This is a genomic window from Mycolicibacterium sp. SMGY-1XX (assembly GCF_059132455.1).
On the sequence record NZ_CP101139.1, the window covers coordinates 2,860,161 to 2,884,290 of the forward strand.

Genomic DNA, 24,130 nt, shown 5'->3' on the forward strand with positions numbered 1-24,130 from the left:
ATCCTCTCGTGACCGCGAAGGCGGCCCACACGCTCTACCGCAAACCCGCCGCTGTCACCGGTTTTCACTACGTCGACGGACGGGGACACTCCCTGACCATCGATCACGGCTGGCGCGAGATCCCCGACACCGCGCTCGCCCGAATGGCGCAACGGGATGTCACCGAGACTGTGTGACACCCCGGCCGTCCTCACATCTGCACAACCCACCAGCGCTTTCGTCAGTCACCGAATGGAGCATCGCCATGACCGTCCCCTACGTCCTCGTCGTCGCCACCAACGCCGCTGTCATCGGGCCCAACAACAGGCCCACCGGCTTCTTCTTCCCCGAGATAGCGCACCCTGTGCAGGAGCTCGACAAGGCAGGTATCGCAGTCGAATTCGCTTCCCCCCTGGGCGGGAAGCCACCCGAGGACGGATTCGACGGTGACGATCCGACGCAGCCGGCTTTCCGTGAATCGAAGGCCTACCGGCGACTGTCCCGCAGCCGCAAGCTCTCCGAGGTCGATGTTCTCGACTACGACGCCGTGTTCTTCCCGGGCGGACTCGGTCCGATGGTCGACATCACCGGAAATCCGGAGGTGCAAGCGGTGGTCACCAGCGCCTGGGACGCCGGCTTGATCGTATCCGCGGTGTGCCATGGCCCCTCGGCATTCCTCGGCGTGACCGTGGACGGGGTGCCCATGGTGCGTGGCCGCAAGCTGACCTCGTTCTCCAAAGCCGAGGAGGACGGCTACGCCAAGGACGACGTGCCCTTCGAACTGGAGACCGCTCTGCGTGAGGAAGGCGCGATTTACGAAGCCACCGAACCCTGGCACTCCAAGGTGATCGTCGATGGGCGATTGATCACCGGCCAGAATCCGCAGTCGGGCACTGCTGTCGGAGAGGCGCTGGCAGACGCGCTGAAAGCCATCTGATGAGCGTCGTGGTTGTCGCGCACTGGCGGACCACCGAGGCCAACCTGGCCGAAGTGCTCCGCCAGGTGGCGGCGGCAAAAGCGCCGTCGCTGGCAGAACCCGGCTGCCACGGTTACGAAATCCTCCAGGACACAGCCGATCCCACCCATGTGGTGTTGGTCGAACACTATCGCGACGACGCTGCCCTGGACGCGCACCTGGACTCGCCCCATTACCGCGAGGTGGTCTTGGGGCGAATCCGGCCGTTACTGACCGACAGGGCAGTGGAGATCCTGCAGCCCCGAGAACCGAACTGACCGCATTTCTGGTCGAGAGGACCGTCGAATGCCCATTGCTTCTGTGAACCCAGCCACCGGCGTAACCGTCGCAGAGTACGAACCCTACGATGCCCAGTTGGTCCAGCGCCACATCGCCCAGGCGGCCCTTGCTGCCGCCACGCTGCGACACGACACCGGTTTCGACCAGCGTGGGCAATGGATGCATGCCAGCGGCAAGGCGCTCGAATCGGACCTGGAGACGGCCGCACGTACCCTGACGCTCGAGATGGGCAAACCCATCACGCAAGCACGCGATGAGGTCCGCAAGTGCGTGCACGCCATGCACTTCTACGCCGATCACGCCGAAGAGTTCCTGACCGGCGAGACACTCGACGATCCGTCAGCGGTGGGCGCCTCTCGCGCCTGGACGGTGTGGCAGCCGCTGGGAGTCGTTCTGGCGGTGATGCCGTGGAATCTCCCGCTGTGGCAGGTCATCCGATTCGCAGCGCCGGCGCTGATGGCCGGGAACGCCGGGTTGCTCAAACACGCCTCGAACGTGCCGCAATCGGCGCTCTACCTCGACACGCTCTTCGAACGTGGTGGTTTCCCCGCCGGTTCCTTCCGCGCCCTCCTCATCGGCGCCGCCGATGTGGCCTCGGTGGTCACCGACCCCAGGATCGCTGCGGTCACACTCACGGGCTCGGAACCCGCCGGACGCTCGGTGGCCTCCACCGCCGCCGCTGACATCAAGAAAGCCGTACTCGAACTCGGCGGATCGGACCCGTTCATCGTGATGCCCAGCGCCGACCTGGACAACGCCTCCACCACCGCGGTGCGGGCACGGATGACGAACAACGCGCAATCCTGCATCGCCGCAAAACGATTCATCATTCACGCCGACATCTATGACGACTTCCTGGCACTCTTCGTCGACAAGATGAGTCGACTGGTGATCGGCGATCCCATGCTCGAGGGCACCGAGGTCGGGCCGCTGGCCACCGAATCCGGCCGCAGAGACCTCGAAGAGCTCGTCGACGACGCCGTCGCCAAGGGCGCGCAGGTGTTGCTCGGCGGTACCGCCAGAGGAGGCTCCGGCTGGTTCTACCACCCGACGGTGCTTGCAGGACTCACCGACGACATGCGAATCGTTCACGAGGAAACCTTCGGCCCGGTCGCCTCGATCTATCGGGCCACCGACCGCGACGATGCAGCGCGGATCGCCAATCAGACCCCGTTCGGGCTCAGCTCGGCGGTGTGGTCAGAGGACACCGACGAACAGAACTGGTTCATCAAGACCCTCGACGCGGGAATGGTGTTTCTCAACGGAATGTCGCGTTCCTATCCCGAGTTGCCGTTCGGTGGCGTCAAGAACTCCGGCTACGGCCGGGAACTCTCCAGCGCCGGCATACGCGAATTCTGCAATCAGAAGACCGTTTGGAAAGCCTAGATCCTGCTCACATTCTCGAAAGGTCCGACCGATGGCGTCACCGTACGACACTCTGCCGCAACTACCCACGTTCTCCCTGACCTCCGAGTCGATTGCCGACGGGGAGCCTCTGGGTATCGATCAGGTGGGCGGCATCATGGGGGCCGGTGGGCACGATGTGTCACCGCAGTTGAGTTGGGCGGGTTTCCCGGAGCGTACCCGCAGCTTCACCGTCAGCGTTCTGGATCCCGACGCGCCGACCGGCTCGGGCTTCTGGCACTGGGCGGTGGTCAACCTGCCGGGTTCTGTGACTTCCCTGGCCGCGGGAGCCGGCGAAGGTGAACCGAATTCACTTCCCGCACCTGCGTTCACGCTGGCCAATGATGCCAGCTACCGGCGATACATCGGTGCCGCTCCGCCCGTGGGTCACGGCGTGCACCGATACTTCGTTGCGGTCCACGCCATCGGGGATGACGAACTCAACGTCCCCGCGGATGCCACGCCGGCGTACCTGGGCTTCCAGCTCTACACAGCGGCGATCGCGCGAGCCGTCATCTGCGGAACGCACGAGCGCTGACGGTAACGCAGATGCACCAGCATGCCTACGCTGCGCAGTGCGCCGCCGAGGAAGCGCGCTGCACCGACACCGATCGCAGCCGCCCGAATGTCAAGCTCACCCTCTTCGCGCTTGCCCTGGGCACCTTCGCCATCGGCACCGGCGAGTTCGGTTCGAACGGCATCATCTCGCTACTGTCGGACGATTTGGGCGTCTCTCTTCCCGTAACCACCTATGCGGTAACGGCTTACGCCGTTGGCGTCATGCTCGGTTCGCCGGTGATCACTGTCGCTGCCGCTCGGCTGAACCGCAAGACTCTGCTGTTGGCGTTGGTCGCGCTGTTCGTCGTCGGCAATATCGCCTCGGCACTGTCACAGAGCATCGGCATGCTGATCGTCGCACGTTTCATCACCGGCACCGTCCAGGGCGCGTACTTCGGGGCGGGGGCGGTGGTCGCCGCGCATGCCTACGGCCCGGGGCGCGGGGGCAAGGCCTTTGCCACTGTCATGACCGGGCTCACGGTCGCCACCATCGTCGGCTCACCCGCAGGGACCTTCATCGGTCAGCGGTACGGATGGCAGGCGCTCTATCTGACCGTTGCGGTGCTCGGACTGGCGGCCGGTCTGGCGTTGCTTCTGTGGGTTCCCCGCACGAGACAGCTCGATGGTGGATCCATCATCGGCGAACTGAGCGCTCTGCGGCGACCCATGGTGTGGGCCGTTGCGGGTATCGCCGCCCTGGGCATCTCCAGCATCTTCGCCGTTTACACGTTCATCGGGCCCTTCATCACCGATGCCGTCGGCGCCGGCCCGGCCCTGATTCCGGTCGCGTTGGCCGTCTTCGGCATCGGGATGGCCGTTGGCAACCAACTGGGTGGCGCGATGGCTGATCGCCACGAATACAGAGGACTCGTGGTGGGATACCTCGGAACCATCGCGTTCTCGGTCGTGGTCGCGGTGGGAGGAGCCAACCTCGTCATCCTCTTCATCGGCTTGTTCGGAGTGGGCACCATGTCGATGTTCGCGATCCCCACCATCCAGGTACTGCTGACCGACTATGCGCCGGAGGCTCCGACGCTGATGGGTTCTCTGAACCTGGCCTCGCTGAATCTCGCGAACGCACTTGGCGCAGTAGGTGGCTCGGTGACCCTGGCCGCCGGTTTCGGCACCCTCTCCACGGCTTGGGCAGGGGTTCTGCTCACCGTTGCGGGGTTGGCGTTGTTCGTCGTCACCGTGCCACGGTTCGCCCCGCCGTCGCCGACGCTGAGCCCCTCCTCGGCCAAACGAGTGCCCGGATGAAAGGGGCGGGAGGTCTGAAGGGAGTGTAGGTCTGCCTGGGATCCCGCGAGCGCTCGCGTTTGTACGCCGGAGCCGGAGTGTCGCTGTACGGACACGAGCGCTCGCGCTGAATGGGATCAGCGCACCTGGGTGCGGCCGCGTTCGATCACAGCGTTGCGGCTGGCGGCGATATCGTCGCCGGTCGTCGAACGCATCCAGGCCCGTGCCGACTCCGCCTCGATCCACAGCGCGCCGTCGGTCTGCGCGCCGTCGATCCGGTGGTAGGAGTGCAACAGGGCCCGCACGGCCTGCTGGTTGTTGCCGACGATCGAAGCTGCCACCGCACGCGCGGCATCCAACAGCTGGGCGTGCGGCACCACCTCGGTGACCAGCCCAGCGCGCAGCGCGTCCGCGGCAGACAGGTAGTCGCCGGTCAAGCTCATCCGACGCGCCAACCCCACGCCGACCTTCTGCGGCAGTCGTACGCTCAGCCCCCACGTCGGCAGCAGTCCCACCCGGGCGTGGGTGTCGGCGAAGCGCGCCTGATCGGAGGCGATCAGGATGTCGCAGTACAGCGCCAGCTCCAGGCCACCGGTGACCGCCGCGCCGTTGATGGCCCCGATCACCGGCTTGCGCATCGCCGGCCACTTCGGCGAGATGTCGGGCAGTTCGGTGGTGTCACCGAGCTCTTTGAGGTCCAGCCCGGCACAGAACACCGGATCGGCGCCGGTGACGATCACGACGTCGACGGCCTCGTCGGCTTCCGCGTCGGCCAGGGCGCCGAAGAATTCGCGCCGCAACTGCGAGGACAGCGCATTGCGGGCCTGCGGGCGGTTCAACGTCAGGGTGCGCACCCGGTCTGCGGTATCGATCAGCAAGACGTCAGTCATCGCTTCACCGTAGCGGTGAGCAGAATCGCACCTATCGTGGATGGCATGTGCCGGAACATCACCGAGCTTCGCGGGCTCGAACCCGCGGCCACACCCGAGGAAGTCGAAGCGGCGGCCCGCCAGTATGTGCGCAAGGTCAGCGGCATCACCCGCCCGTCGGAGGCCAACGTCGAGGCCTTCGAGGCGGCGGTCGCCGAAGTCACGGCCACCACCACCCGGTTGCTGGACTCCCTGCCGGCGCGGCGGCAGCCACCGAAGACGGTTCCACCGTTGCGCCGCCCGGAAGTGCAGGCCCGCATAGCGGCCAGGGCCAGGTGAACGCCGACCTCACCGACGGCCTCAAGGAATGGGCGGCGGCCATTCGTGCCCTGCTCGACGGCCGCCAGACGATTCTGTTGCGCAAAGGCGGGATCCACGAGAAACGGTTCACCGTCGCCGCGCAGGAGTTCCTGCTGTTTCCGACGGTGGCGCACAGCCACGCCGAACGTGTCCGCCCCGAGCACCGCGATTTGTTGGATCCCGCCGCGGCCGACAGCACCGAAGACCAGGTGACCGTGCGTGGCGCGGCGAGAGTCTTCGAAGCGGTTCAGGTCGAGACTCCGGATCGCCTGGACGAGATCGCCGATCTGCATATTTGGACTAACACGTCGGTACGCGCCGACCGAGTGGACTTCCGGCCCAAACATCGGTTGACAATCCTTGTGGCGCAAGTGTTTCCGTTGGTCGCGCCGGTGCGGCTGCCGCGCGTTCCGGAGTACGGCGGCTGCACCAGCTGGGTGACGCTGCCACCGGCGGCCCACCAGGAGGAGCCGGTGCACGACGACGATGAGCTGGCCGCGATCGCTGAACGCGTCCGCGCCGCGGTGGGTTAGGTCTCGGTCAGGTCGGCAGCCGGTCCGCGCGGGCTGCCACCAACGTCTCCGACGCGGTGAGCCGCCAGGCCTCGAACGTCAGCTCGGCAAGCTCGTCCCGCGTGATCCGTTCGAGGTGCACCACCACCCAGCCGAAATCGCCGGAGGTGAATTGCACCTCGAACACCGACGGCCGTTCCGCGACGAGCGCGAGCTGTTCGGCGATCGTCTGTCGCAACCCCACCGTGCTGGTCTCCGGCCACAGGTATCCGAGAGTCCTCGATGACACCTGGAACTTCGTGTGGTGCTGGAAGTCCGTCCGCACCACCTCGTCCAGCTGATCGATCAACTCGACGAAATCGTCGATGCCGCAGTAGGTCGGCATCGGTCAGTCCGGCCGGCCCACCGGCAGCAGCAGCTGCGATCCGGCGTGGGTGATCACGTGGGTGGCGGCCACCGCGCGGGCGCCGTCGAGTACGGACTCACCGGTCCCGAGATTGCGCGCGAACCGCGGAAAAGAGCCCCCGGCGATGAGCAGCCGGATTCGCGAACCGGCCGCGAAGCGATGCGCGATCGCATCGAGCTCCACTCGCTGCGGCCCCGCGTCACGGCCGGGCCGAAGCCGCAGGTACCCGTCGCTGACATTGCGTGAGCGACCCCTGGCATCCACCTCGCTGATCCGGACGAACAGGTCGGCATGCGCAGGCTCGGCGTGGTGTGCCAGTACCACCGCGGGCGTGCCGTACACATGCAGATCCGTCGGCAGCGCGTCGGTGGTGAAGCTCAGTACGTCGCCGCGGCGGGCCAACCGGTCATCGCGGCGGCGGCCGCTGCTCGGCGACAACAGCCGCCCACCGACCGTCGGCGTCGGATCATGAGGATCGAAGACGAACGTCGAGCTGGTGGCTCCCGGGGCAGGGCTGTCGGTCAGCCGTCCCGACTCGCCCAGATGCAACGCGGTTTCGGTGGTCACCGGCGGCCAGTCCGCCAGCTCCAGCCAACCGCCGCCACCCGTCACCGACGCACGTACCCGGCTGCGAGGGGGCGCCGACTGCCCGGCGACGTGCCGGCCCAGCCATCGCAGCGATTCCCGCAAGACGGTCGGAGCAGCTTTGCCCATCATGTGCGAATGGGTCCACGGGCCGATGGTCAGCGCCACGTCCACGTCGCGGTCACGCAACGCGCGGTACTGCTCGAGGGTCTGCTCGAGAAAGAGGTCCTGCCAGCCGCCGATCAGCAGTACCGGTACATGGGACTGTTCGAGTGCGCGCGGGAAGCGGTAGCGATCCCAGAACGGGTCGGCCGTGTCGGGGTGGCCGACCCACGATTCCCACCACGGGGCCCCTGCGCCGAGGAGCCGGCGTCCTGCGGCGCCAACCGGCAGATCGGCAGCCGCTCGCGCGACGACGCGTCTGGAGTTGAGTTGGCGCAGCAGCGCGCGCAGCTTGCCGGGATCCTCCTGGTGGGCCACCATGTTGCTCCAGCCCAGGAAGTCGTTGACCGAGAAGGAGCCGGTGCCCCAGGTGGTGGCCGCAAAATCGTGTGGTCCGACGATGATGACGGCGGCCGCCAGTTCCGGCGGCGGATCCTGCAGCAACGCCCACTGCGTGGCGCCGAGATAGGACAACCCGACGGTGCCGAACGATCCGGTGAACCACGGCTGGTCGCGTAGCCAGGCGGCGGTGTCGGCGCCGTCGGCCGCTTCGTTGACGGTGGGATCGAAGTCGCCACCGGAACCGAAGGTGCCGCGCACACTCTGCAGGATCACGTGATAGCCGCGCGCGGCGTACACGCTCGCGTACATCGCCGAGAACGGCCAGCGCCGGCCGTACGGGCCCCGCACCAGCAGGGTGCCCACGGGGGCGTCGCCGTCGGGCCAGTAGTGATCGGCCAGTAGCTCCACACCATCGCGCATCGGAATCCGCACGCGGCGGTGCACCTGGAACGTGGTGGTCGGTGCCGGGGTGCCCGTCAGCCGGCTCACAACTGTGCCCGCGGTGCGGGCGGCCTTCTTCCGAAGCGGCGCGGGCGTGGTGCGGTCAGAGATCGCTGTCACGGGGCCCAGGCTAGCGAGAGCTCAGTGGAGTGTGCTGTCAGTAGATGTAGTGCGGTGCCAGTTCGTTGGCGCGTCGTAGGTTCTCCGCCATGCAATCGACATCGGGTTCGGAGTAGATGGGGGAGTAGAACAGTGACTGCTGGATCAGGCCGTAGCTGGTCTTGAAGGCGACCATGCAGGTGAACCACCAGCGGTTGTTCCAGTCGGTGGGCTTCATGATCCAGTACTGCGCGGCGCGGTGGCCGGCGATGTCGAATTCCACCGCATCCGGGGGCAGTGTCTGTTCGAAGCTGCGCCACACCACCGCTTCGACGGCCATCTGGTAGTTCCCGGCGTCGAGCTTGCACCGGTTGATGGTCTCGACCTCGGGCGGGGTGAAGCCGAGGCCGATGTTGTTGATGACGTCGATGGGCAGGTCGCGGCACGGATCGAACGGCGACGGATCGGTGGTCTCGAGCACGGGCCATTTGATGGTGGTGGTGGCCAGCGGCAGTGGCGCTCCGGTGCCACGGAGTTCGACCTGCGGAGACATGGGCGCCGGCGACGGTGACTGCACCATCACGACCACGGCCGCCAGCACCGCTCCCAGCGCTGCGAGCAACCGCATCCTGGTGAGCATCAACACCCCTTCGTGTCCGGCGACCGTTCCCTGGCGGAGTCTACAAGTCGCTATGAGAACCTGTTCTAGTTTCGCGCTGCGAGGTGGTGACCTTACTTCAGTAGGTCGGGCGAGGGACGAGCCCGGGGAGAGAGGGCCGGCCCCGCGATAACCGGGACGGTCGACGATGCGGGCGAGGGACGAGCCCGGGGAGTGAGGGCCGGCCCCGCGATAACCGGGACGGTCGACGATGCGGGCGAGGGACGAGCCCGGGGAGAGAGGGCCGGCCCCGCGATAACTAGGCTGACGTGTTGTGGCGACCCATGAACCGCAGAGCCGCACCCGGCCGACCCTCTGGGCGATCAGCGATCTGCATATCGGACATACCGGCAACAAGCCGGTGACGGAGTCGCTGTACCCGTCGACTCCCGACGACTGGCTGATCGTCGCCGGCGACGTCGCCGAGCGCACCGACGAGATCCGCTGGTCACTCGATCTGCTTCGAAAACGCTTCGCAAAGGTCATCTGGGTGCCCGGCAACCACGAGCTGTGGACCACCGGCAAAGACCCCATGCAGGTGTTCGGCCGGTCGCGGTATGACTATCTGGTCACGATGTGCGACGAGATGGGCATCGTGACTCCCGAACACCCGTATCCGGTGTGGACCGGCGAAGGCGGCGCGGCCACCATCGTGCCGATGTTCCTGTTGTACGACTACACGTTCCTGCCGGCGGGTGCGGCCACCAAGAGTGAAGGCCTGGCCATCGCCAAGGAGAACAACGTGGTGGCCACCGACGAGTTCCTACTGTCCAGCGAACCGTATGCCACCAAGGACGCGTGGTGCCGAGACAGGTTGGCCCACACCAGGAAACGCCTGGAAGACCTGGACTGGATGACTCCGACGGTCTTGGTGAACCACTTCCCGCTGGTGCGCGAACCCTGCGATGTGCTGTTCTACCCGGAGTTCTCGCTGTGGTGCGGCACCGTGGAGACCAAGGATTGGCACACCCGCTACAACGCAGTGTGCTCGGTGTACGGCCATCTGCACATCCCGCGCACCACCTGGTATGACGATGTGCGCTTCGAAGAGGTGTCGGTGGGTTATCCGCGGGAATGGCGGCGCCGCAAGCCCTATCGCTGGCTGCGCCAGATCCTGCCGGACCCGCGGTACGCACCGGGTTATCTCAATGATTTCGGCGGGCACTTCGTCATCACCCCGGAGATGAGGGCACAGTCCGAGCAGTTCCGGCAGCGGCTTCGCAGCAGGCGGTCATGACCAAGCTCCTGGACGCCGTTCTCGACGTCGCGGTACCCGATTCCGTCCGCTCGGCCGAGGTGTACTCCGACCCGCCGGATCTGGAGCCGTTACCCGAAGAGGCGCCGTTGGTGGCCAAGTCCGTGGCCAAGCGGCGCAACGAGTTCGTCACGGTGCGGCACTGCGCGCGGTTGGCGCTCGCTGAGCTGGGGGAGCCGGCGGTGCCGATCCTCAAGGGCGACAAGGGGGAACCGTGCTGGCCGGCCGGGGTGGTGGGCAGCCTGACGCACTGCGCGGGTTACCGCGGCGCGGTGGTGGCGCACCGAACGCACGTGCGCTCGATCGGAATCGACGCCGAACCCCATGATGTGCTGCCCGACGGTGTGCTCGGCGCCGTCAGCCTGCCTGTCGAACGCGCCGAGATCGCTGAGCTGCCCGACGGGCTGCATTGGGATCGAATCCTGTTCTGCGCCAAGGAGGCCACCTACAAGGCATGGTTCCCGCTGACGCACCGCTGGCTGGGGTTCGAAGACGCACACATCTCCTTCAGCGTCGACGGCGGCGGTGACGGCGCCGGCGCCACCGGCACGTTCGAGTCGAAGATCCTGATCGACCCGGCCGCGGAGTTCGGCCCGCCCCTGACCACCCTGAGCGGCCGGTGGTCGGTAGCCGACGGGCTGGCGCTGACGGCGATCGTCCTGTGAAAGACGTGCAACCCGGAATCGTTGTGGTCGACAAACCGGACGGGATGACCAGCCATGACGTGGTCGGCCGGTGCCGCCGCATCTTCGGCACCCGCAAAGTGGGTCACGCCGGCACGCTGGACCCGATGGCCACCGGGGTGCTGGTGATCGGTGTCGAGCGGGCCACCAAGATCCTGGGCTTGATCGCCGGTACCTCGAAGACCTACCTCGGCACCATCCGCCTGGGCCAGTCGACCACCACCGATGACGCCGAAGGTGAACTGCTGCAGCAGCTTTCGGCTGATCAGGTCAGCGACGAGCAGATCGAGGCCGCCGCCGGAGCGCTCCGCGGCCAGATCGAGCAGGTGCCGTCGGCGGTCAGTGCCATCAAGGTCGCCGGCAAGCGGGCCTACCAGTTGGCGCGTGAAGGTGAGACGCCCGTGCTGGCCGCGCGCAGTGTCCGCATCGAACGGTTCGACGTGCTGGCGATCCGCCGCACGCCGGGCCTGGTTGATGTCGACGTCCTGGTGGACTGTTCGTCGGGCACCTACATCCGGGCGCTGGCCCGCGATGTGGGAGCCGCGCTGGAGGTGGGTGGGCATCTGACCGCCTTGCGCCGCACCAGGGTCGGCGGGTTCGGCCTCAACCAGGCGCACACCCTGGAAGCGCTGGCCGAACAACCTCAGCTGAGCTACACCCTGGACCAGGCGTGTCTGCAGGCGTTCCCCCGGTACGAGCTCAGCGAGGACGACGCGGTGGCGGTGAGTCACGGAAAACCCCTGCCGGCAGCGGGAATCGACGGCATCTACGCCGCCGTGGCCCCCGACGGGCGGGTGATGGCGCTGCTCGAGGACAGTGGCCGTCGCACCAAGTCGGTGGTGGTGATCCGGCCGTCTACTTTGTGACCGGAGCTCTGTCGACTGCTCGTACGCCCCCTCGCTTCGCTGGGGGAACCCCCGCGCAGCCTCAGACTCCGGCCGTCGACGCTCTAACCGTTGCAGGGCACGATGAAGATCGACTGGGCGGCAGGGTTACCGAGCTCCACGGTCCTGGCGCCGTCATCGTGGTCCTCGCCGATGGAGACCGACACTGTGCCGGCGAAATCGCGGCGGGCCAGCACCGTCACGTGTGAATCGAGCGCGATGCCGACGTCATCGAAGTAGCGCAGCATCTCGGGATCGGCGTCGCTGATCCTGGCCACCGCCCCGTGATCGCCGTCGTTGCATTCCGAGAGTGGCTGAGCCGGCGGTGTCGGCACCTGGCCGTCGAGATCGGGAATCGGGTCACCGTGCGGGTCACGTTGCGGGTAGCCGAGCTTGGCGTCGATCCGGGCCATCATCAGATCCGAGACCGCGTGCTCCAGAACCTCGGCCTCGTCGTGTACCTCGTCCCACGAATACCCGAGCTCGCTGACCAAGAAGGTCTCCAGCAGCCGGTGGCGGCGCACCACCGACACCGCCGCGCGCCGGCCTCGCTCGGTCAAGGTGACCGCGCCGTACTTCTCGTGATCCACCAGGCCTTGGTCGGCGAGCTTGCGGATGGACTCCGACGCCGTGCTGGCCGAAACACCGATTCGTTCGGCCAGCATCTTCGTGCTGACCTTCTCATGTGACCATTCCTGCGCCGTCCAGATGGTCTTGAGGTAGTCCTGGGCGACCATGGACAAATCGCGGAGGTCGCCTACCTCAGGGCTTACATCTGGCGTCACACCTGAAAGTTTAGGCAATCGTCACCTCATCCGGGGATCTAGAGACGCTAATGAATCTCTGGGGCCGTAGGCTTGGGCGCGTGCAGCGGTGGCGGGGACAAGACGAAATTCCCTCGGACTGGGGCAGGTGCGTACTCACCATCGGCGTGTTTGACGGTGTGCACCGCGGCCATGCGGAGCTGATCGCCCGCGCGGTCAAGGCGGCGCGGTCGCGCGGCATCCCAGCGGTGTTGATGACATTCGACCCGCATCCGATGGAAGTGGTGTTTCCCGGCAGCCATCCCGCGCAGCTGACCACGCTGACCCGGCGTGCCGAGCTGGCCGAGCAACTCGGCATCGACGTGTTCCTGGTGATGCCGTTCACCACCGATTTCATGAAGCTCACCCCTGAGCGCTACATCCACGAACTGTTGGTCGAACGGCTGCACGTGGTGGAGGTCGTGGTGGGGGAGAACTTCACCTTCGGTAAGAAGGCCGCCGGTGATGTGAACCAGTTGCGCAAGACCGGGGAGCGGCTCGGGTTCGCCGTCGAGGCCATGTCGCTGGTCGCCGAGCAGCACTCCACCGAAACCGTGACGTTCTCGTCGACCTACATCCGGTCGTGTGTGGACGCCGGAGATGTGGTGGCTGCGGCGGAGGCGCTGGGTCGTCCGCATCGGGTCGAGGGTGTGGTGGTCCGCGGCGACGGGCGCGGCAAGGTGCTCGGTTTCCCGACGGCCAATGTGGCACCGCCGATGTATTCGGCCATCCCGGCCGACGGTGTGTACGCGGCGTGGTTCACGGTGCTGGGACACGGCCCGGTGATGGGCACCGTCATCCCGGGAGAGCGGTACGAAGCGGCGGTGTCGGTGGGCACCAACCCGACGTTCTCCGGGCGCACCCGCACCGTCGAGGCGTTTGTCCTCGATACGGCGGCCGACCTGTACGGCCAGCATGTGGCGGTGGACTTCGTGTCGCGGATCCGGGGTCAGGAGAAGTTCGACCAGGTCGAGGATCTGGTGAAGGCCATGGAACGTGATGTCGACAAGGCCCGGGCGATACTTCGCGATTCTTTCTGAGGGCAGGGTCGCTGTTAGACTCTTCGGCGGCATCGACCCGTGCTGCAGTTCGCGGCGGCCGGGTTCGGCTTCAGATCCGCGGACCGATAGAAAAGAGTGAATTCGTGGCGCTTACCGCCGAGCAGAAAAAAGAGATCCTGGGTCAGTACGGCCTGCACGACACCGACACCGGGTCGCCCGAAGCGCAGGTCGCGTTGTTGACCAAGCGCATCTCGGACCTGACCGAGCACCTCAAGCAGCACAAGCATGATCACCATTCGCGGCGCGGTCTGCTGCTGCTCGTGGGTCGTCGTCGTCGGCTGCTGAAGTACGTGGCCCAGGTCGACGTCGCGCGTTACCGCTCGCTGATCGAGCGTCTCGGCCTGCGTCGCTGACGCGGACACCCGTAACACAGCCCGCCACCGCCACGCGGTGGCGGGCTGTGTGCTGCCTGCACAGATCCCAGAACCCCGCAACCCGGGGTGTAGAGTAGGGCTGTTCTGCGCCGGTCAGCCGGAGGCGGAACAGCAGCAACAAACGCTGAGACAACAGGTGCGGTGCGCACAACCGCGCATCCGTTCCGGCGCGTCATGACGAACCAGTCTCACGTGGGCGGTCTTCGGTAGTGGCTGTCGGGCTCCCTGGTAGCGGGGACGGCCCGGCCGCTTCGATCGACGGCCGTAGCCACCGAGGTTCGCGCATGACGACGCGAAACAAAAGTGAACCAGAGAGGCCCTGACGGACATCTATGTCTGTAGCTGAAATTGATGAAGGCGTGTTCGAATCCACCGCCGTCCTCGACAACGGGAGCTTCGGCACCCGCACCATTCGTTTCGAAACCGGCCGGCTGGCCCAGCAGGCCGCCGGCGCCGTCGTCGCCTACCTCGACGACGAGACCATGCTGCTGAGCGCCACCACCGCCAGCAAGACCCCCAAAGACCACTTCGACTTCTTCCCCTTGACCATCGACGTCGAGGAGCGGATGTACGCCGCGGGTCGCATCCCCGGGTCGTTCTTCCGTCGTGAGGGCCGGCCCTCCACCGACGCCATCCTGACCTGCCGCCTGATCGACCGGCCGCTGCGTCCGACGTTCGTGTCGGGTCTGCGCAACGAGATCCAGGTCGTCGTCACCGTGCTGAGCCTGAACCCGCAGGACCTGTACGACGTGCTGGCCATCAATGCCGCGTCGGCGTCCACCCAGATCTCCGGTCTGCCGTTCTCCGGCCCGGTCGGCGGTGTGCGTGTCGCCTTGATCGACGGCCAGTGGGTCGCGTTCCCCACCGTCGAGCAGCTCGAAGGTGCTGTCTTCGACATGGTGGTCGCCGGCCGTAAGGTGTCGGCCGATGGCCAAGAAGATGTGGCCATCATGATGGTCGAGGCCGAGGCCACCGACAAGGTCATCGAACTGGTCGCCGGTGGCGCCCAGGCTCCCACCGAGGCCATCGTGGCCGAGGGCCTCGAAGCCGCCAAGCCGTTCATCGCCGCCCTGTGCACCGCGCAGGAAGAGCTGAACAACGCGGCCGGCAAGGAGACCGCCGAGTACCCGGTGTTCCCGGACTACGGCGACGACGTCTACTACTCGGTCGCCTCGGTGGCCACCGACGAGCTCGCCAAGGCGCTGACCATCGCGGGCAAGAACGAGCGCAACGACCGCACCGACGAGATCAAGGTCGAGGTGCTCGAGCGGCTGTCCGAGCAGTACGCCGGTCGCGAGAAGGAGATCGGCGCTGCCTACCGGTCGCTGACCAAGAAGCTGGTGCGCCAGCGCATCCTGACCGACCACTTCCGCATCGACGGCCGCGGCATCACCGATATCCGTGCACTGTCGGCCGAGGTCGCCGTCATCCCGCGCGCACACGGCAGCGCGCTGTTCGAGCGCGGCGAAACCCAGATCATGGGTGTCACCACGCTGGACATGATGAAGATGGCCCAGCAGATCGACTCGCTGGGGCCGGAGACCACCAAGCGCTACCTGCACCACTACAACTTCCCGCCGTACTCCACCGGTGAAACCGGCCGCGTCGGTTCGCCCAAGCGCCGCGAAATCGGTCACGGCGCGCTGGCCGAGCGGGCCCTGGTGCCGGTGCTGCCGAGCGTCGAGGAGTTCCCCTACGCCATCCGCCAGGTGTCGGAAGCGTTGGGCTCCAACGGTTCTACGTCCATGGGCTCGGTGTGTGCCTCCACCCTGTCGCTGCTGAACGCCGGTGTGCCGCTGAAGGCCCCGGTGGCGGGTATCGCCATGGGTCTGGTGTCGGACGATGTTGAGGTCGACGGCAAGACGGAGCGTCGCTTCGTCGCGCTGACCGACATCCTCGGCGCCGAAGACGCCTTCGGTGACATGGACTTCAAGGTCGCCGGCACGAAGGACTTCGTGACCGCGCTGCAGTTGGACACCAAGCTCGACGGCATCCCGTCGCAGGTGCTCGCGGGTGCGCTCGCGCAGGCCAAGGACGCCCGGACCACCATCCTCGAGGTGATGGCCGAAGCCATCGACGCGCCGGACGAGATGAGCCCCTACGCGCCGCGGATCACCACCATCAAGGTGCCCGTCGACAAGATCGGTGAGGTCATCGGGCCCAAGGGCAAGATGATCAACTCGATCACCGAGGAGACCGGCGCGCAGATCTCCATCGAGGACGACGGCACGGTGTTCGTCGGTGCCGCGGACGGCCCGTCGGCGCAGGCGGCGATCGACAAGATCAACGCGATCGCCAATCCGCAGCTGCCCAAGGTGGGCGAGCGCTTCCTCGGCACGGTCGTCAAGACCACCGATTTCGGCGCATTCGTCTCGTTGCTCCCGGGTCGCGACGGGCTGGTCCACATCTCCAAGCTCGGCCGCGGCAAGCGCATCGCCAAGGTGGAGGACGTGGTGAAGGTCGGCGACAAGCTGCGCGTCGAGATCGCCGATATCGACAACCGCGGCAAGATCTCGTTGATCCTGGTCGCCGAGGAGGAAGCTGCGGACGCAACGGATTCAGCTGCAACTGATTCCGCGCCTGCCGATGTTGCGACCTCCAGCTCGTAGTACGCAGGAGTCCGCCGCTGAGGCCTCCCGGGTCAGGCGTACCACGCTGCCTGGGGGGCTTCGCGTCGTCACCGAGTTCGTACCGTCGGTGCGCTCGGCGTCGGTCGGTGTCTGGGTCGGAGTCGGCTCTCGTGATGAGGGGCCGACGGTGGCCGGCGCGGCGCACTTCCTCGAACACCTGCTGTTCAAGTCGACGCCGACGCGCTCGGCGGTGGACATCGCCCAGTCGGTGGACGCCGTCGGCGGTGAGCTGAACGCGTTCACTGCCAAGGAGCACACCTGCTACTACGCCCACGTACTGGACAACGACCTCGGGCTGGCCATCGATCTGGTGTCCGACGTCGTCCTCAACGGCCGTTGTGCCACAGAGGATGTCGAGCTCGAGCGTGACGTGGTGCTCGAAGAGATCGCCATGCACGACGACGATCCCGAAGACGCGCTGGGGGATGTGTTCCTGTCGGCGATGTTCGGTCAGCATCCGGTGGGCCGGCCGGTCATCGGCAGCGTCGACTCGATCGAGGCGATGACGCGCGCGCAGCTGCATTCCTTTCATGTGCGCCGCTACACACCGGAACGCATGGTGGTGGCGGTTGCCGGCAACATCGACCACGACGAGGTGCTCGCGCTGGTGCGCGAACATTTCGGTCCCCATCTGCGCGCCGGTAAGCAACCCCAGCAGCCGCGCAAGGGCACCGGCCGGGTGACGGGGACTCCCGCACTGCAGGTGGTGCAGCGTGACTCCGAACAGACGCATGTGCTGTTGGGTGTGCGTTCACCGGGCCGGCACTGGGAACACCGGTGGGCGTTGACCGTGCTCAACACCGCCCTCGGTGGAGGTCTCAGTTCCCGTCTGTTCCAACAGATCCGGGAATCCCGCGGTCTGGCCTACTCGGTGTACTCGTCGGTGGACACCTTCTCCGACAGCGGAGCGTTGTCGGTTTATGCAGCCTGCCTGCCGGAGCGGTTCGATGACGTGATCACGGTGACCACCGATGTATTGGAAGCGGTGGCCCGCGACGGCATCACCGAGAACGAATGCCGGATCGCCAAAGGTTCGCTGCGGGGCGGAATGGTGCTGGGGCTGGAGGATTCGGCCTCGCGGATGCACCGGATCGGTCGCAGCGAGCTCAACTACGGGCGGCACCGCAGCCTGTCGGAGAGCCTGGACCAGATCGAAGCGGTGACCCTGGACGAGGTCAATGCCGTGGCGCGTACGCTGTTGAACAAGCAGTACGGTGCCGCTGTACTCGGCCCTGGTGTCACCAAAAGGTCACTACCGCAACCACTTCGGAGAATCGTCAGATAGGGAGGCGCATGACGGTGAGGGTAACCAGACGAAACGTCCTGGCTGGTGGAGCGGCCCTCACCGCCTTGGCCGCCCTGGGAACGCGGCCGGCGCTGGCCGAACCCTCCTCGCTCACGGACAGCATCGTCGCACTGGAGCACCGGCACAACGCGCGCATCGGCATCTTCGCTGTTGACCTGCGATCCGGGCGCACCGTCGCGCACCGCGATCTGGAGCGCTTCGCAATGTGTTCGACGTTCAAGGCATACCTGGCCGCCCGGATCCTGCAGAGCTCGGAACGGGGCGAGTTGGCCTTGAGCGATACGGTGACCGTGCAGGAGGCGGACCTGCTGCCGAACTCGCCGATCACGGAAACGCGGGTCGGGCAGCCGGTCACGCTGTCGGAGCTGTGTGCAGCAGCGCTGCAGCGCAGTGACAACGCCGCCTCGAACTATCTCCTCCAGGTCATCGGCGGCCCGCAGGCCATCACCGATTTCGCCCGCAGTATCGGCGATCAGGAGAGCCGGCTGGATCGCTGGGAGACCGAACTCAACGCCGCGGTGCCCGGCGATCTCCGTGACACCAGCACCCCGCAGGCACTGGGCAATGGGTTCCGCGACCTGATCACCGGTACGGCTCTGGGGCCGCAGGCTCGCACGCAACTCGTGGACTGGATGACCACGAACGCGACCTCGAGCCTGCGACCGGGACTGCCCCCGGGGTGGACCTTCGCGGACAAGACCGGCAGTGGCGACTACGGCACCACCAACGACGTCGGTGTGGCTTGGGGTCCCCCGGAGGGCCCCGCGCGACCCGTGGTGTTGTCGGTGATGGTGCGGTCGGCGAGCGACGACTCCGAGGCTGAGGGCTTCCGGCCGGTCATGCCGGAGATCGCCGCGCTGGTGCTGCCCGCGCTGATCGGCTAGCGCTCCTCGGTCAGAGGACGGGCAGCGAGTTGTCGCGGCGCAGCACGAAGAAGTACGGGCGGTTCGAGCCGCGCAAGTCCATCGCGCCGATCACCGCGTCGTCGGACAGCTGCCGGAACACGTCGTTGATCGGCAGCTGGTCGTAGATCATCGTCGCGGTATCGGTGCCGCGGTAGCGGGTGGTCCGCAACCGGGCCTTGGGGGCGCGGGTCTGCAGTACCGATCGGAGGGCGGAGATCGGGCGCTCGAACGACCTCTTCTTCACGCCCGGAAGTTTGGCCGCCACCCCCAAGCCGCCGAATGCCAGCACCGGATTGAGTGCCCACAGCCCGGAGTCGTCGGCGGTCGGGAACAGCAGCGGGTGTACCGTCTCGGCGTCCACGAACTGTTTGCCCCACCATCCACTGGCCGCCAGGAAGCCGTCGAGGGGATGCCCCGTCGGCAGTTCGGCGCCGTGCCAGGTACCGATCATGAATTCGGGGGCGACGGCAGGTGCCGCGTCGAACACGGTGCACGCCTCGGCGGTGGTGGTGGGTGCGCTGGGAAGAACGTCTTTGAGAACACTGCTCACGATCACCCCTCCACCATACTTGACACCTGTCAAAGGATGGTGCCCCGGAAAGGTCATCGCCCGGCCGGGCATGGCAGCCGGCCGGGCGATGTGAAGGGAAGTCGTATGGTCAGAGCACCGACGCGGGATCGGTGAACGGCAGTCCCAGGTCGGTGGCCACCTGCTCGGACAGCAGGCCGCCCTCGTGAGTGGACAGGCCCTTGGCCAGCGCGGCGTCGCTCTGGCACGCGGCCCGCCAGCCCTTGTCGGCCAGTTTGAGCACGTACGGCATGGTGGCGTTGGTCAGCGCGTAGGTCGAGGTGCGCGGCACCGAGCCCGGCATGTTGGCCACGCAGTAGAACACCGTGTCGTGCACCGCGAACGTCGGGTCGTCATGGGTGGTGGGCCGGGAATCCTCGAAGCAACCGCCCTGATCGATGGCGATGTCGACCAAGACCGCGCCCGGCTTCATCTGTGCGACAGTCGAATTCGTCACCAGCTTGGGTGCCTTGGCGCCTGGGACCAGCACCGCGCCGATCACCAGGTCGGCATCCTTGACCGCGGTCTCGAGGTCGAGGGCGGAGGAGTAGCGCGTCTCGATCTGGCCGCCGCTCTCGTTGTCGATCTTGCGGAGGGTGTTGATGTTCAGATCGAAGACGGTGACTCGCGCACCCATGCCCTTGGCGATACGGGCGGCGTTGTAGCCGGCCATGCCACCGCCGATCACCACGACGTTGGCGGGGGCCACGCCGGGAACGCCGCCCATCAACACACCGCGTCCGCCCTGAGTGCGCATCAGGTGATAGGCGCCCACCTGGGCGGAGAGCCGGCCGGCCACCTCGCTCATGGGGGCCAAGAGAGGAAGCGCACCGTCTGCGGTCTGCACCGTCTCGTAGGCGATCGACGTCGTTCCCGAGGCCAGCAGTGCATCGGTGCACGGCCGCGAGGCGGCCAGATGCAGGTAGGTGAACAGCGTCTGGCCCTGGCGCATCCGGCTGTACTCGGACTCGATCGGCTCTTTCACCTTGAGCAGCAGGTCGGCCTCGGCCCACACCTGGTCGGCGGTGGCGACGATCTCGGCGCCGGCGGCCTTGAAGTCGGTATCGGAGATCGCCGAGCCGTCGCCCGCGCCTGCCTGGATGGCGACATCATGGCCGCGACGGACCAGTTCGGCCACGCCGGCCGGGGTGATGGCGACGCGGTATTCGTTGTTCTTGATCTCGGTCGGGATGCCGACTCGCATGATCGCTCCTGGGTTGAGGCCTGCTGGTATTGACCTCAAGTGTGAAGAAACAACAACTAGATGGCAATAAGATCGATGAAGATTCGGTAAGGTCGCACTATGCCAGAAGAATCCCCAGGATCGTCGACCCGTCGACCTCCGCAACCGAAGGATGTTCGGCCCGCTGAGCTCGATGACGTGGACCGGCGGATCCTCACCACGTTGCACGCGGACGCCCGGATCTCCAACAGCGCGTTGGCGGAGGCGGCGGGTATCGCGGCGTCCACCTGCCACGGCCGGGTGCGTCGGCTGCAGGAGATGGGAGTGATCCGCGGCTTCTACACCGACATCGATCCGTCGGCGATCGGCTTGTCGCTGCAGGCGATGATCTCGGTGAGCCTGCAGTCGAACGCCCGCGGCAAGATCCGCAACTTCATTGCGCAGATCCGGAGCAAGCCGCAGGTGATGGACGTCTACTTCCTGGCCGGCGCCGACGACTTCATCTTGCACGTCGCGGCGCGTGACACCGATGATCTGCGTGCGTTCGTGGTCGAGAACCTCAACGCCGATGCCGACGTGGCCGGCACCCAGACGTCGCTGATCTTCGAACATCTACGTGGGGCCGCGCCGTTGTGACCGGCCCGGACAGTGCGCGCACGCGCACGTTGTGGTTTGCGCTGCTGCTCACTCTGGCCAACGGCTTCCTGGATGCCTACACCTACGTGGCGCGCGGCGGTGTGTTCGCGAACGTGCAGACCGGCAACGTGATCCTGTTCGCCATCGATGTCTCCCAGGCCAAGATTGCCGCCGCGTTCGCCCACGTCTGGCCGCTGCTGGCGTTCATCGCCGGGGTGGCGTTGGCGGCCCACATCAAGTCCGGCCGTGCGGATGTGGTCGTCCCGCACCCGCTTCGCTGGACCATGGCGGTGCAGGCCGTGGTGTTGGCGGTGATCGGCTTCGTGCCCGAATCGGTCCCGCACAGCTATGTGACGGTACCCATCTCTTTTCTGGCCGCCGTGCAGATAGGTCTGTTCCGCAATATCGGCGACCTGGCCTACCTGCCGGTGGCGACCACCGGCAACCTGATGCGATTCGTCGAAGCCGGCTACGACGGCGTCGTCGAGAAGCGCCAGGAGGGGCGGCGGGCATTCGGTGTGTACGGCGCCCTGATCGTCGCGTTCTCCGGTGGCGCGGTGGTCGGAGCCGTCATCTCCTCGGCTTGGGGAGTGCACGCCATCTGGGTGCCCGCGGTGATCCTCGCTGTGACCCTGTTGTTGTTCGTCATTGATGAGAGCCGACTGCGCTGACCTCTCAGACGGCGATCGCCTGATCGACGACCTTCTCCACTTCCACCAGGTTGTCTCCGTACACCCCGGCGTTGCCGAACTCACAGTGGCGGTCGGAGGTGATGACGTTGACCGTGGTGCCCGACGGTTTGTCCTGCCAGTAACCCACATTCGACATGACCAACCCGACCATCAGGCCGGTGTCGAGCACTGCCGGCACCTCGAAAGCGCCGCGGTCGTTGAACACCCGCACCAAATCCCCGTCGGCGATCCCGCGCTCGGTGGCATCGGCCGGATGGATGAACAGCCGGAACTCGCCCTGGGCGGCCTGCTTGTCCGGTGCGTTGCCGTATTGACTGTTGAGGAAGGCGTGCGGTTTGGGCGAGATGATGTTGAGTGGAAAGCGCTCGGCCAGTTCGGGATTGGAGTGTCGCGATTCGAACGGCGGGACGTAGTCGGGTACCGGGTCGATGTAGCCACCCGGCTGCATCGCTTCGTACATCGAGCGCCAGACCGGCACCACAAAATTGCCGCCCTCGGCCAGGCTGGACCGGAATTCGCATTTGCCGGACGGAGTCGGGAAGTTGCCCTCGGCGTGTGGCGCCCTGGTGTCGGGAGCGCCGACGTTCAGCCGCATCCACCCCACCTCCTCCAGCTTCTCGAACGTGATGCCTTGCAGAGCGGGGGCGTCCCAGTCGTGGAAGTCGATCAGCATCTCGCGGTCGGTGCGTTTCCAGTAGTCCTCATCGAAACCCATCGTGGCCGCCAGCCTGCGGAATAGTTCCACATTCGGTACACACTCGCCGGGCGCGGCGATGGCCGGCTGGTTCAAGGAGATGTACAGGTGGCCCCAGGTCACCATGATGTCGAGTTGCTCGGCCTGCATGGTGGCCGGCAATACGATATCGGCGAATTTCGCTGTGTCGGTGATGAAGTGCTCACTGACGACGGTGAACAGGTCGTCGCGCATCAGGCCGTCCATCAGCTTCTGCTGAGCGGGGCCTTGTGACACCGGGTTCGAGTTGTAGACGAACAGCGATTTGATGGGCGGATCCAGTTCCAGTTCGCCGGTCAATGCCTTACCGAGATCGAGTTCGTTGACCACCCGAGTGCCCTCGGGGATCCACTGCGGCATACAGATCTTGTCGAACTGAGTGGGGAACTCCCAGATGGGCATCTCCATGGTGCCACCGCCCACGTGGCGCCAGGCACCCACCAATGCGGGCAGGCAGGTGATCGCCCGAATCGCCTGCCCGCCACCACGACTGCGCTCCAGCGCAACACCTTGACGGATGGCCGAGGGCTGGCTGGTGGCGTACTCGCGGGCCAGGGTGCGGACGTCATCGGCGGGAATGCCGGTGATCTCTTCCACCCGTTCGGGCGGGAAGCTCTGGGCGCGGGCGGCCAACTCGTCGTAGCCGACGGTGTACCTCTCGACATAATCGGTGTCGACGAGGCCCTGGGCGATGATCTCGTGGATCATGCCCAGCGCCAGTGCGCCGTCGGTGCCCGGCCGGATGGGGATGTGCCAGTCGGCTTGGCGGGCCGTGCGGTTGTGCACCGGATCGATGACAACGATCTTGGCGCCGTGGCGTTTTCGCGCCTCGAGTAGGAACGGCCACCCGTGCAGGTTCGTGCTGGTCATGTTCATGCCCCAGACGATGATGTATTTCGAATGCGCCATTGATTCCACATCGAGTCCGCCCGACCCGCCCACAGTCATGTGCCACGCGGTCGACGAGCCGGACTCGCAGTACGTTTTCTCGGCAACCGTGGATCCCAGCCGGTTGAAGAACGCGTCCCCGGCGGTCAGACCGTTGAGCACCCCTTGGTGGCCGAGGTAGGCGTGCGGCATGATCGCCTGGCTGCCATAGGTGTCGATGATCTCCGTCCAGCGCTGCTTGATTTCGCCGAGCGCCTCATTCCAGGTGATCCGCTCGAATTCCCCTGCGCCCTTGGCGCCGACACGCCGCATCGGATACAACAAGCGATCCGATTGATAGTGATGCTCGTGGAAGTTCTTCACCTTCACGCACAGGCCGCCGCGGGTCATCGGATGGTCCGGGTCGCCTTTGACGCCGACAAGAGTGCCGTCTTCGACGTGATAGAGCATGGCGCACGTATCGGGGCAGTCGTGTGGGCACGCGCCCCGCACGATGGTCAGGTTCTTGCCTGCGAGCGATTCCGATTCGGCCGCGGGGGTTTCGGCAGCAAGGGTCATGGCGATTTCTCCTGGGGGCTGGCGGAGTTTTCGTGCTTCCCAGTAACCCTCAGGAGTGTGGCTACGCAATTGCCTTGGCATTAAGGTGCTGTGACACACACCGCT

General features: G+C 66.2%; 26 protein-coding genes. 18 read left to right on the forward strand and 8 right to left on the reverse strand.

Features of this window, described 5'->3' with window-relative positions; translation table 11 throughout:
• The first annotated feature begins 8 nt into the window (after positions 1-8).
• From NL241_RS14080 to NL241_RS14105, 6 genes are all read left to right on the forward strand, one after another.
• Positions 9-176 carry a hypothetical protein gene (locus NL241_RS14080; protein ID WP_494397861.1) on the forward strand — a complete coding sequence of 56 codons (168 nt, stop codon included), beginning with the start codon at positions 9-11 and terminating at the stop codon, positions 174-176.
• A 68-nt stretch (positions 177-244) separates the two neighbouring features.
• The gene (locus tag NL241_RS14085) at positions 245-916 is read left to right on the forward strand and encodes a type 1 glutamine amidotransferase domain-containing protein (RefSeq protein ID WP_494397862.1); all 672 of its coding nucleotides are present in this window, start codon (positions 245-247) and stop codon (positions 914-916) included.
• Complete coding sequence (locus NL241_RS14090; protein ID WP_494397863.1) at positions 916-1,212, forward strand: putative quinol monooxygenase; 297 nt, start codon at positions 916-918, stop codon at positions 1,210-1,212. The genes NL241_RS14085 and NL241_RS14090 overlap by 1 nt, the downstream gene beginning before the upstream one ends.
• Positions 1,213-1,240: 28 nt before the next feature.
• The gene (locus tag NL241_RS14095; protein WP_494397864.1) at positions 1,241-2,620 is read left to right on the forward strand and encodes an aldehyde dehydrogenase family protein; all 1,380 of its coding nucleotides are present in this window, start codon (positions 1,241-1,243) and stop codon (positions 2,618-2,620) included.
• A gap of 31 nt (positions 2,621-2,651) precedes the next feature.
• On the forward strand, positions 2,652-3,176 hold the full coding sequence (locus tag NL241_RS14100; protein WP_494397865.1) for a YbhB/YbcL family Raf kinase inhibitor-like protein: 525 nt from the start codon (positions 2,652-2,654) through the stop codon (positions 3,174-3,176).
• 11 nt (positions 3,177-3,187) lie between these two features.
• On the forward strand, positions 3,188-4,453 hold the full coding sequence (locus NL241_RS14105) for an MFS transporter (RefSeq protein WP_494397866.1): 1,266 nt from the start codon (positions 3,188-3,190) through the stop codon (positions 4,451-4,453).
• Between the two features lie 116 nt (positions 4,454-4,569).
• On the opposite strand, the gene NL241_RS14110 is transcribed toward NL241_RS14105, so the two are convergent.
• Complete coding sequence (locus tag NL241_RS14110) at positions 4,570-5,322, reverse strand: enoyl-CoA hydratase (protein ID WP_494397867.1); 753 nt, start codon at positions 5,320-5,322, stop codon at positions 4,570-4,572.
• 45 nt (positions 5,323-5,367) lie between these two features.
• On the opposite strand from NL241_RS14110, the gene NL241_RS14115 reads away from it, so the two are divergent.
• Together NL241_RS14115 and NL241_RS14120 are read left to right on the forward strand one after the other, a co-directional pair.
• Positions 5,368-5,640 carry a DUF2277 domain-containing protein gene (locus tag NL241_RS14115; RefSeq protein ID WP_487692401.1) on the forward strand — a complete coding sequence of 91 codons (273 nt, stop codon included), beginning with the start codon at positions 5,368-5,370 and terminating at the stop codon, positions 5,638-5,640.
• Positions 5,637-6,194, forward strand: a complete 558-nt coding sequence (locus NL241_RS14120; RefSeq protein ID WP_487692402.1) for a DUF1802 family protein — start codon at positions 5,637-5,639, stop codon at positions 6,192-6,194. Before NL241_RS14115 ends, NL241_RS14120 begins: the two co-directional genes overlap by 4 nt.
• A 7-nt stretch (positions 6,195-6,201) precedes the next feature.
• On the opposite strand, the gene NL241_RS14125 is transcribed toward NL241_RS14120, so the two are convergent.
• Genes NL241_RS14125 through NL241_RS14135 form a run of 3 tightly spaced genes read right to left on the reverse strand, consistent with a single transcriptional unit; the run spans position 6,202 to position 8,848 of the window.
• A complete protein-coding gene (locus tag NL241_RS14125) occupies positions 6,202-6,558 on the reverse strand; it encodes an MmcQ/YjbR family DNA-binding protein (RefSeq protein WP_487692403.1) in 357 nt (118 codons plus the stop codon).
• A gap of 3 nt (positions 6,559-6,561) precedes the next feature.
• On the reverse strand, positions 6,562-8,229 hold the full coding sequence (locus tag NL241_RS14130; protein ID WP_487692404.1) for a CocE/NonD family hydrolase: 1,668 nt from the start codon (positions 8,227-8,229) through the stop codon (positions 6,562-6,564).
• A gap of 37 nt (positions 8,230-8,266) precedes the next feature.
• Entirely contained in the window at positions 8,267-8,848 is a 582-nt protein-coding gene (locus tag NL241_RS14135) for a DUF3558 domain-containing protein (RefSeq protein WP_487692405.1), read from the reverse strand.
• Between the two features lie 292 nt (positions 8,849-9,140).
• Between NL241_RS14135 and pptH the strand changes: the two genes are divergently transcribed.
• Genes pptH through truB form a run of 3 tightly spaced genes read left to right on the forward strand, consistent with a single transcriptional unit; the run spans position 9,141 to position 11,670 of the window.
• Complete coding sequence (pptH, locus tag NL241_RS14140; protein ID WP_487692406.1) at positions 9,141-10,103, forward strand: ACP phosphodiesterase PptH; 963 nt, start codon at positions 9,141-9,143, stop codon at positions 10,101-10,103.
• On the forward strand, positions 10,100-10,786 hold the full coding sequence (gene pptT, locus NL241_RS14145; RefSeq protein ID WP_487692407.1) for a 4'-phosphopantetheinyl transferase PptT: 687 nt from the start codon (positions 10,100-10,102) through the stop codon (positions 10,784-10,786). Before pptH ends, pptT begins: the two co-directional genes overlap by 4 nt.
• A gap of 5 nt (positions 10,787-10,791) precedes the next feature.
• The gene (gene truB, locus NL241_RS14150; protein WP_487692408.1) at positions 10,792-11,670 is read left to right on the forward strand and encodes a tRNA pseudouridine(55) synthase TruB; all 879 of its coding nucleotides are present in this window, start codon (positions 10,792-10,794) and stop codon (positions 11,668-11,670) included.
• An 83-nt stretch (positions 11,671-11,753) separates the two neighbouring features.
• Here truB and mntR read toward each other — a convergent pair whose 3' ends face one another.
• Positions 11,754-12,425, reverse strand: coding sequence for a manganese-binding transcriptional regulator MntR (mntR, locus tag NL241_RS14155; RefSeq protein WP_487692730.1), 672 nt, complete (start codon positions 12,423-12,425; stop codon positions 11,754-11,756).
• A gap of 128 nt (positions 12,426-12,553) precedes the next feature.
• Between mntR and NL241_RS14160 the strand changes: the two genes are divergently transcribed.
• The 5 genes from NL241_RS14160 to bla all read left to right on the forward strand — a co-directional run bounded on the left by NL241_RS14160 (position 12,554) and on the right by bla (position 18,746).
• On the forward strand, positions 12,554-13,531 hold the full coding sequence (locus NL241_RS14160; protein ID WP_494397868.1) for a bifunctional riboflavin kinase/FAD synthetase: 978 nt from the start codon (positions 12,554-12,556) through the stop codon (positions 13,529-13,531).
• Positions 13,532-13,635: 104 nt separating this feature from the next.
• Positions 13,636-13,905 (forward strand): 30S ribosomal protein S15, encoded by a 270-nt coding sequence (gene rpsO, locus NL241_RS14165; RefSeq protein ID WP_060999682.1) that lies wholly within the window; start codon positions 13,636-13,638, stop codon positions 13,903-13,905.
• A 353-nt stretch (positions 13,906-14,258) separates the two neighbouring features.
• On the forward strand, positions 14,259-16,535 hold the full coding sequence (locus tag NL241_RS14170; protein ID WP_487692411.1) for a polyribonucleotide nucleotidyltransferase: 2,277 nt from the start codon (positions 14,259-14,261) through the stop codon (positions 16,533-16,535).
• Positions 16,513-17,841: a M16 family metallopeptidase gene (locus NL241_RS14175; RefSeq protein WP_487692412.1), complete on the forward strand. Its 1,329-nt coding sequence runs from the start codon at positions 16,513-16,515 to the stop codon at positions 17,839-17,841. The genes NL241_RS14170 and NL241_RS14175 overlap by 23 nt, the downstream gene beginning before the upstream one ends.
• An 8-nt stretch (positions 17,842-17,849) precedes the next feature.
• Positions 17,850-18,746: a class A beta-lactamase gene (bla, locus tag NL241_RS14180; protein WP_494397869.1), complete on the forward strand. Its 897-nt coding sequence runs from the start codon at positions 17,850-17,852 to the stop codon at positions 18,744-18,746.
• A gap of 10 nt (positions 18,747-18,756) precedes the next feature.
• Here the strand turns inward: bla and NL241_RS14185 are convergent, their stop codons facing one another.
• Both NL241_RS14185 and ald read right to left on the reverse strand, forming a co-directional pair.
• The gene (locus tag NL241_RS14185) at positions 18,757-19,317 is read right to left on the reverse strand and encodes a DUF4334 domain-containing protein (protein ID WP_494397870.1); all 561 of its coding nucleotides are present in this window, start codon (positions 19,315-19,317) and stop codon (positions 18,757-18,759) included.
• 109 nt (positions 19,318-19,426) lie between these two features.
• Complete coding sequence (ald, locus tag NL241_RS14190; protein ID WP_487692416.1) at positions 19,427-20,539, reverse strand: alanine dehydrogenase; 1,113 nt, start codon at positions 20,537-20,539, stop codon at positions 19,427-19,429.
• Positions 20,540-20,638: 99 nt separating this feature from the next.
• Between ald and aldR the strand changes: the two genes are divergently transcribed.
• Together aldR and NL241_RS14200 are read left to right on the forward strand one after the other, a co-directional pair.
• Positions 20,639-21,154 (forward strand): HTH-type transcriptional regulator AldR, encoded by a 516-nt coding sequence (aldR, locus tag NL241_RS14195; protein WP_487692417.1) that lies wholly within the window; start codon positions 20,639-20,641, stop codon positions 21,152-21,154.
• A complete protein-coding gene (locus NL241_RS14200) occupies positions 21,151-21,825 on the forward strand; it encodes a YoaK family protein (RefSeq protein WP_487692418.1) in 675 nt (224 codons plus the stop codon). Before aldR ends, NL241_RS14200 begins: the two co-directional genes overlap by 4 nt.
• A gap of 4 nt (positions 21,826-21,829) precedes the next feature.
• Here the strand turns inward: NL241_RS14200 and NL241_RS14205 are convergent, their stop codons facing one another.
• Entirely contained in the window at positions 21,830-24,025 is a 2,196-nt protein-coding gene (locus NL241_RS14205) for a molybdopterin-containing oxidoreductase family protein (protein WP_494397871.1), read from the reverse strand.
• Positions 24,026-24,130: the final 105 nt, after the last annotated feature.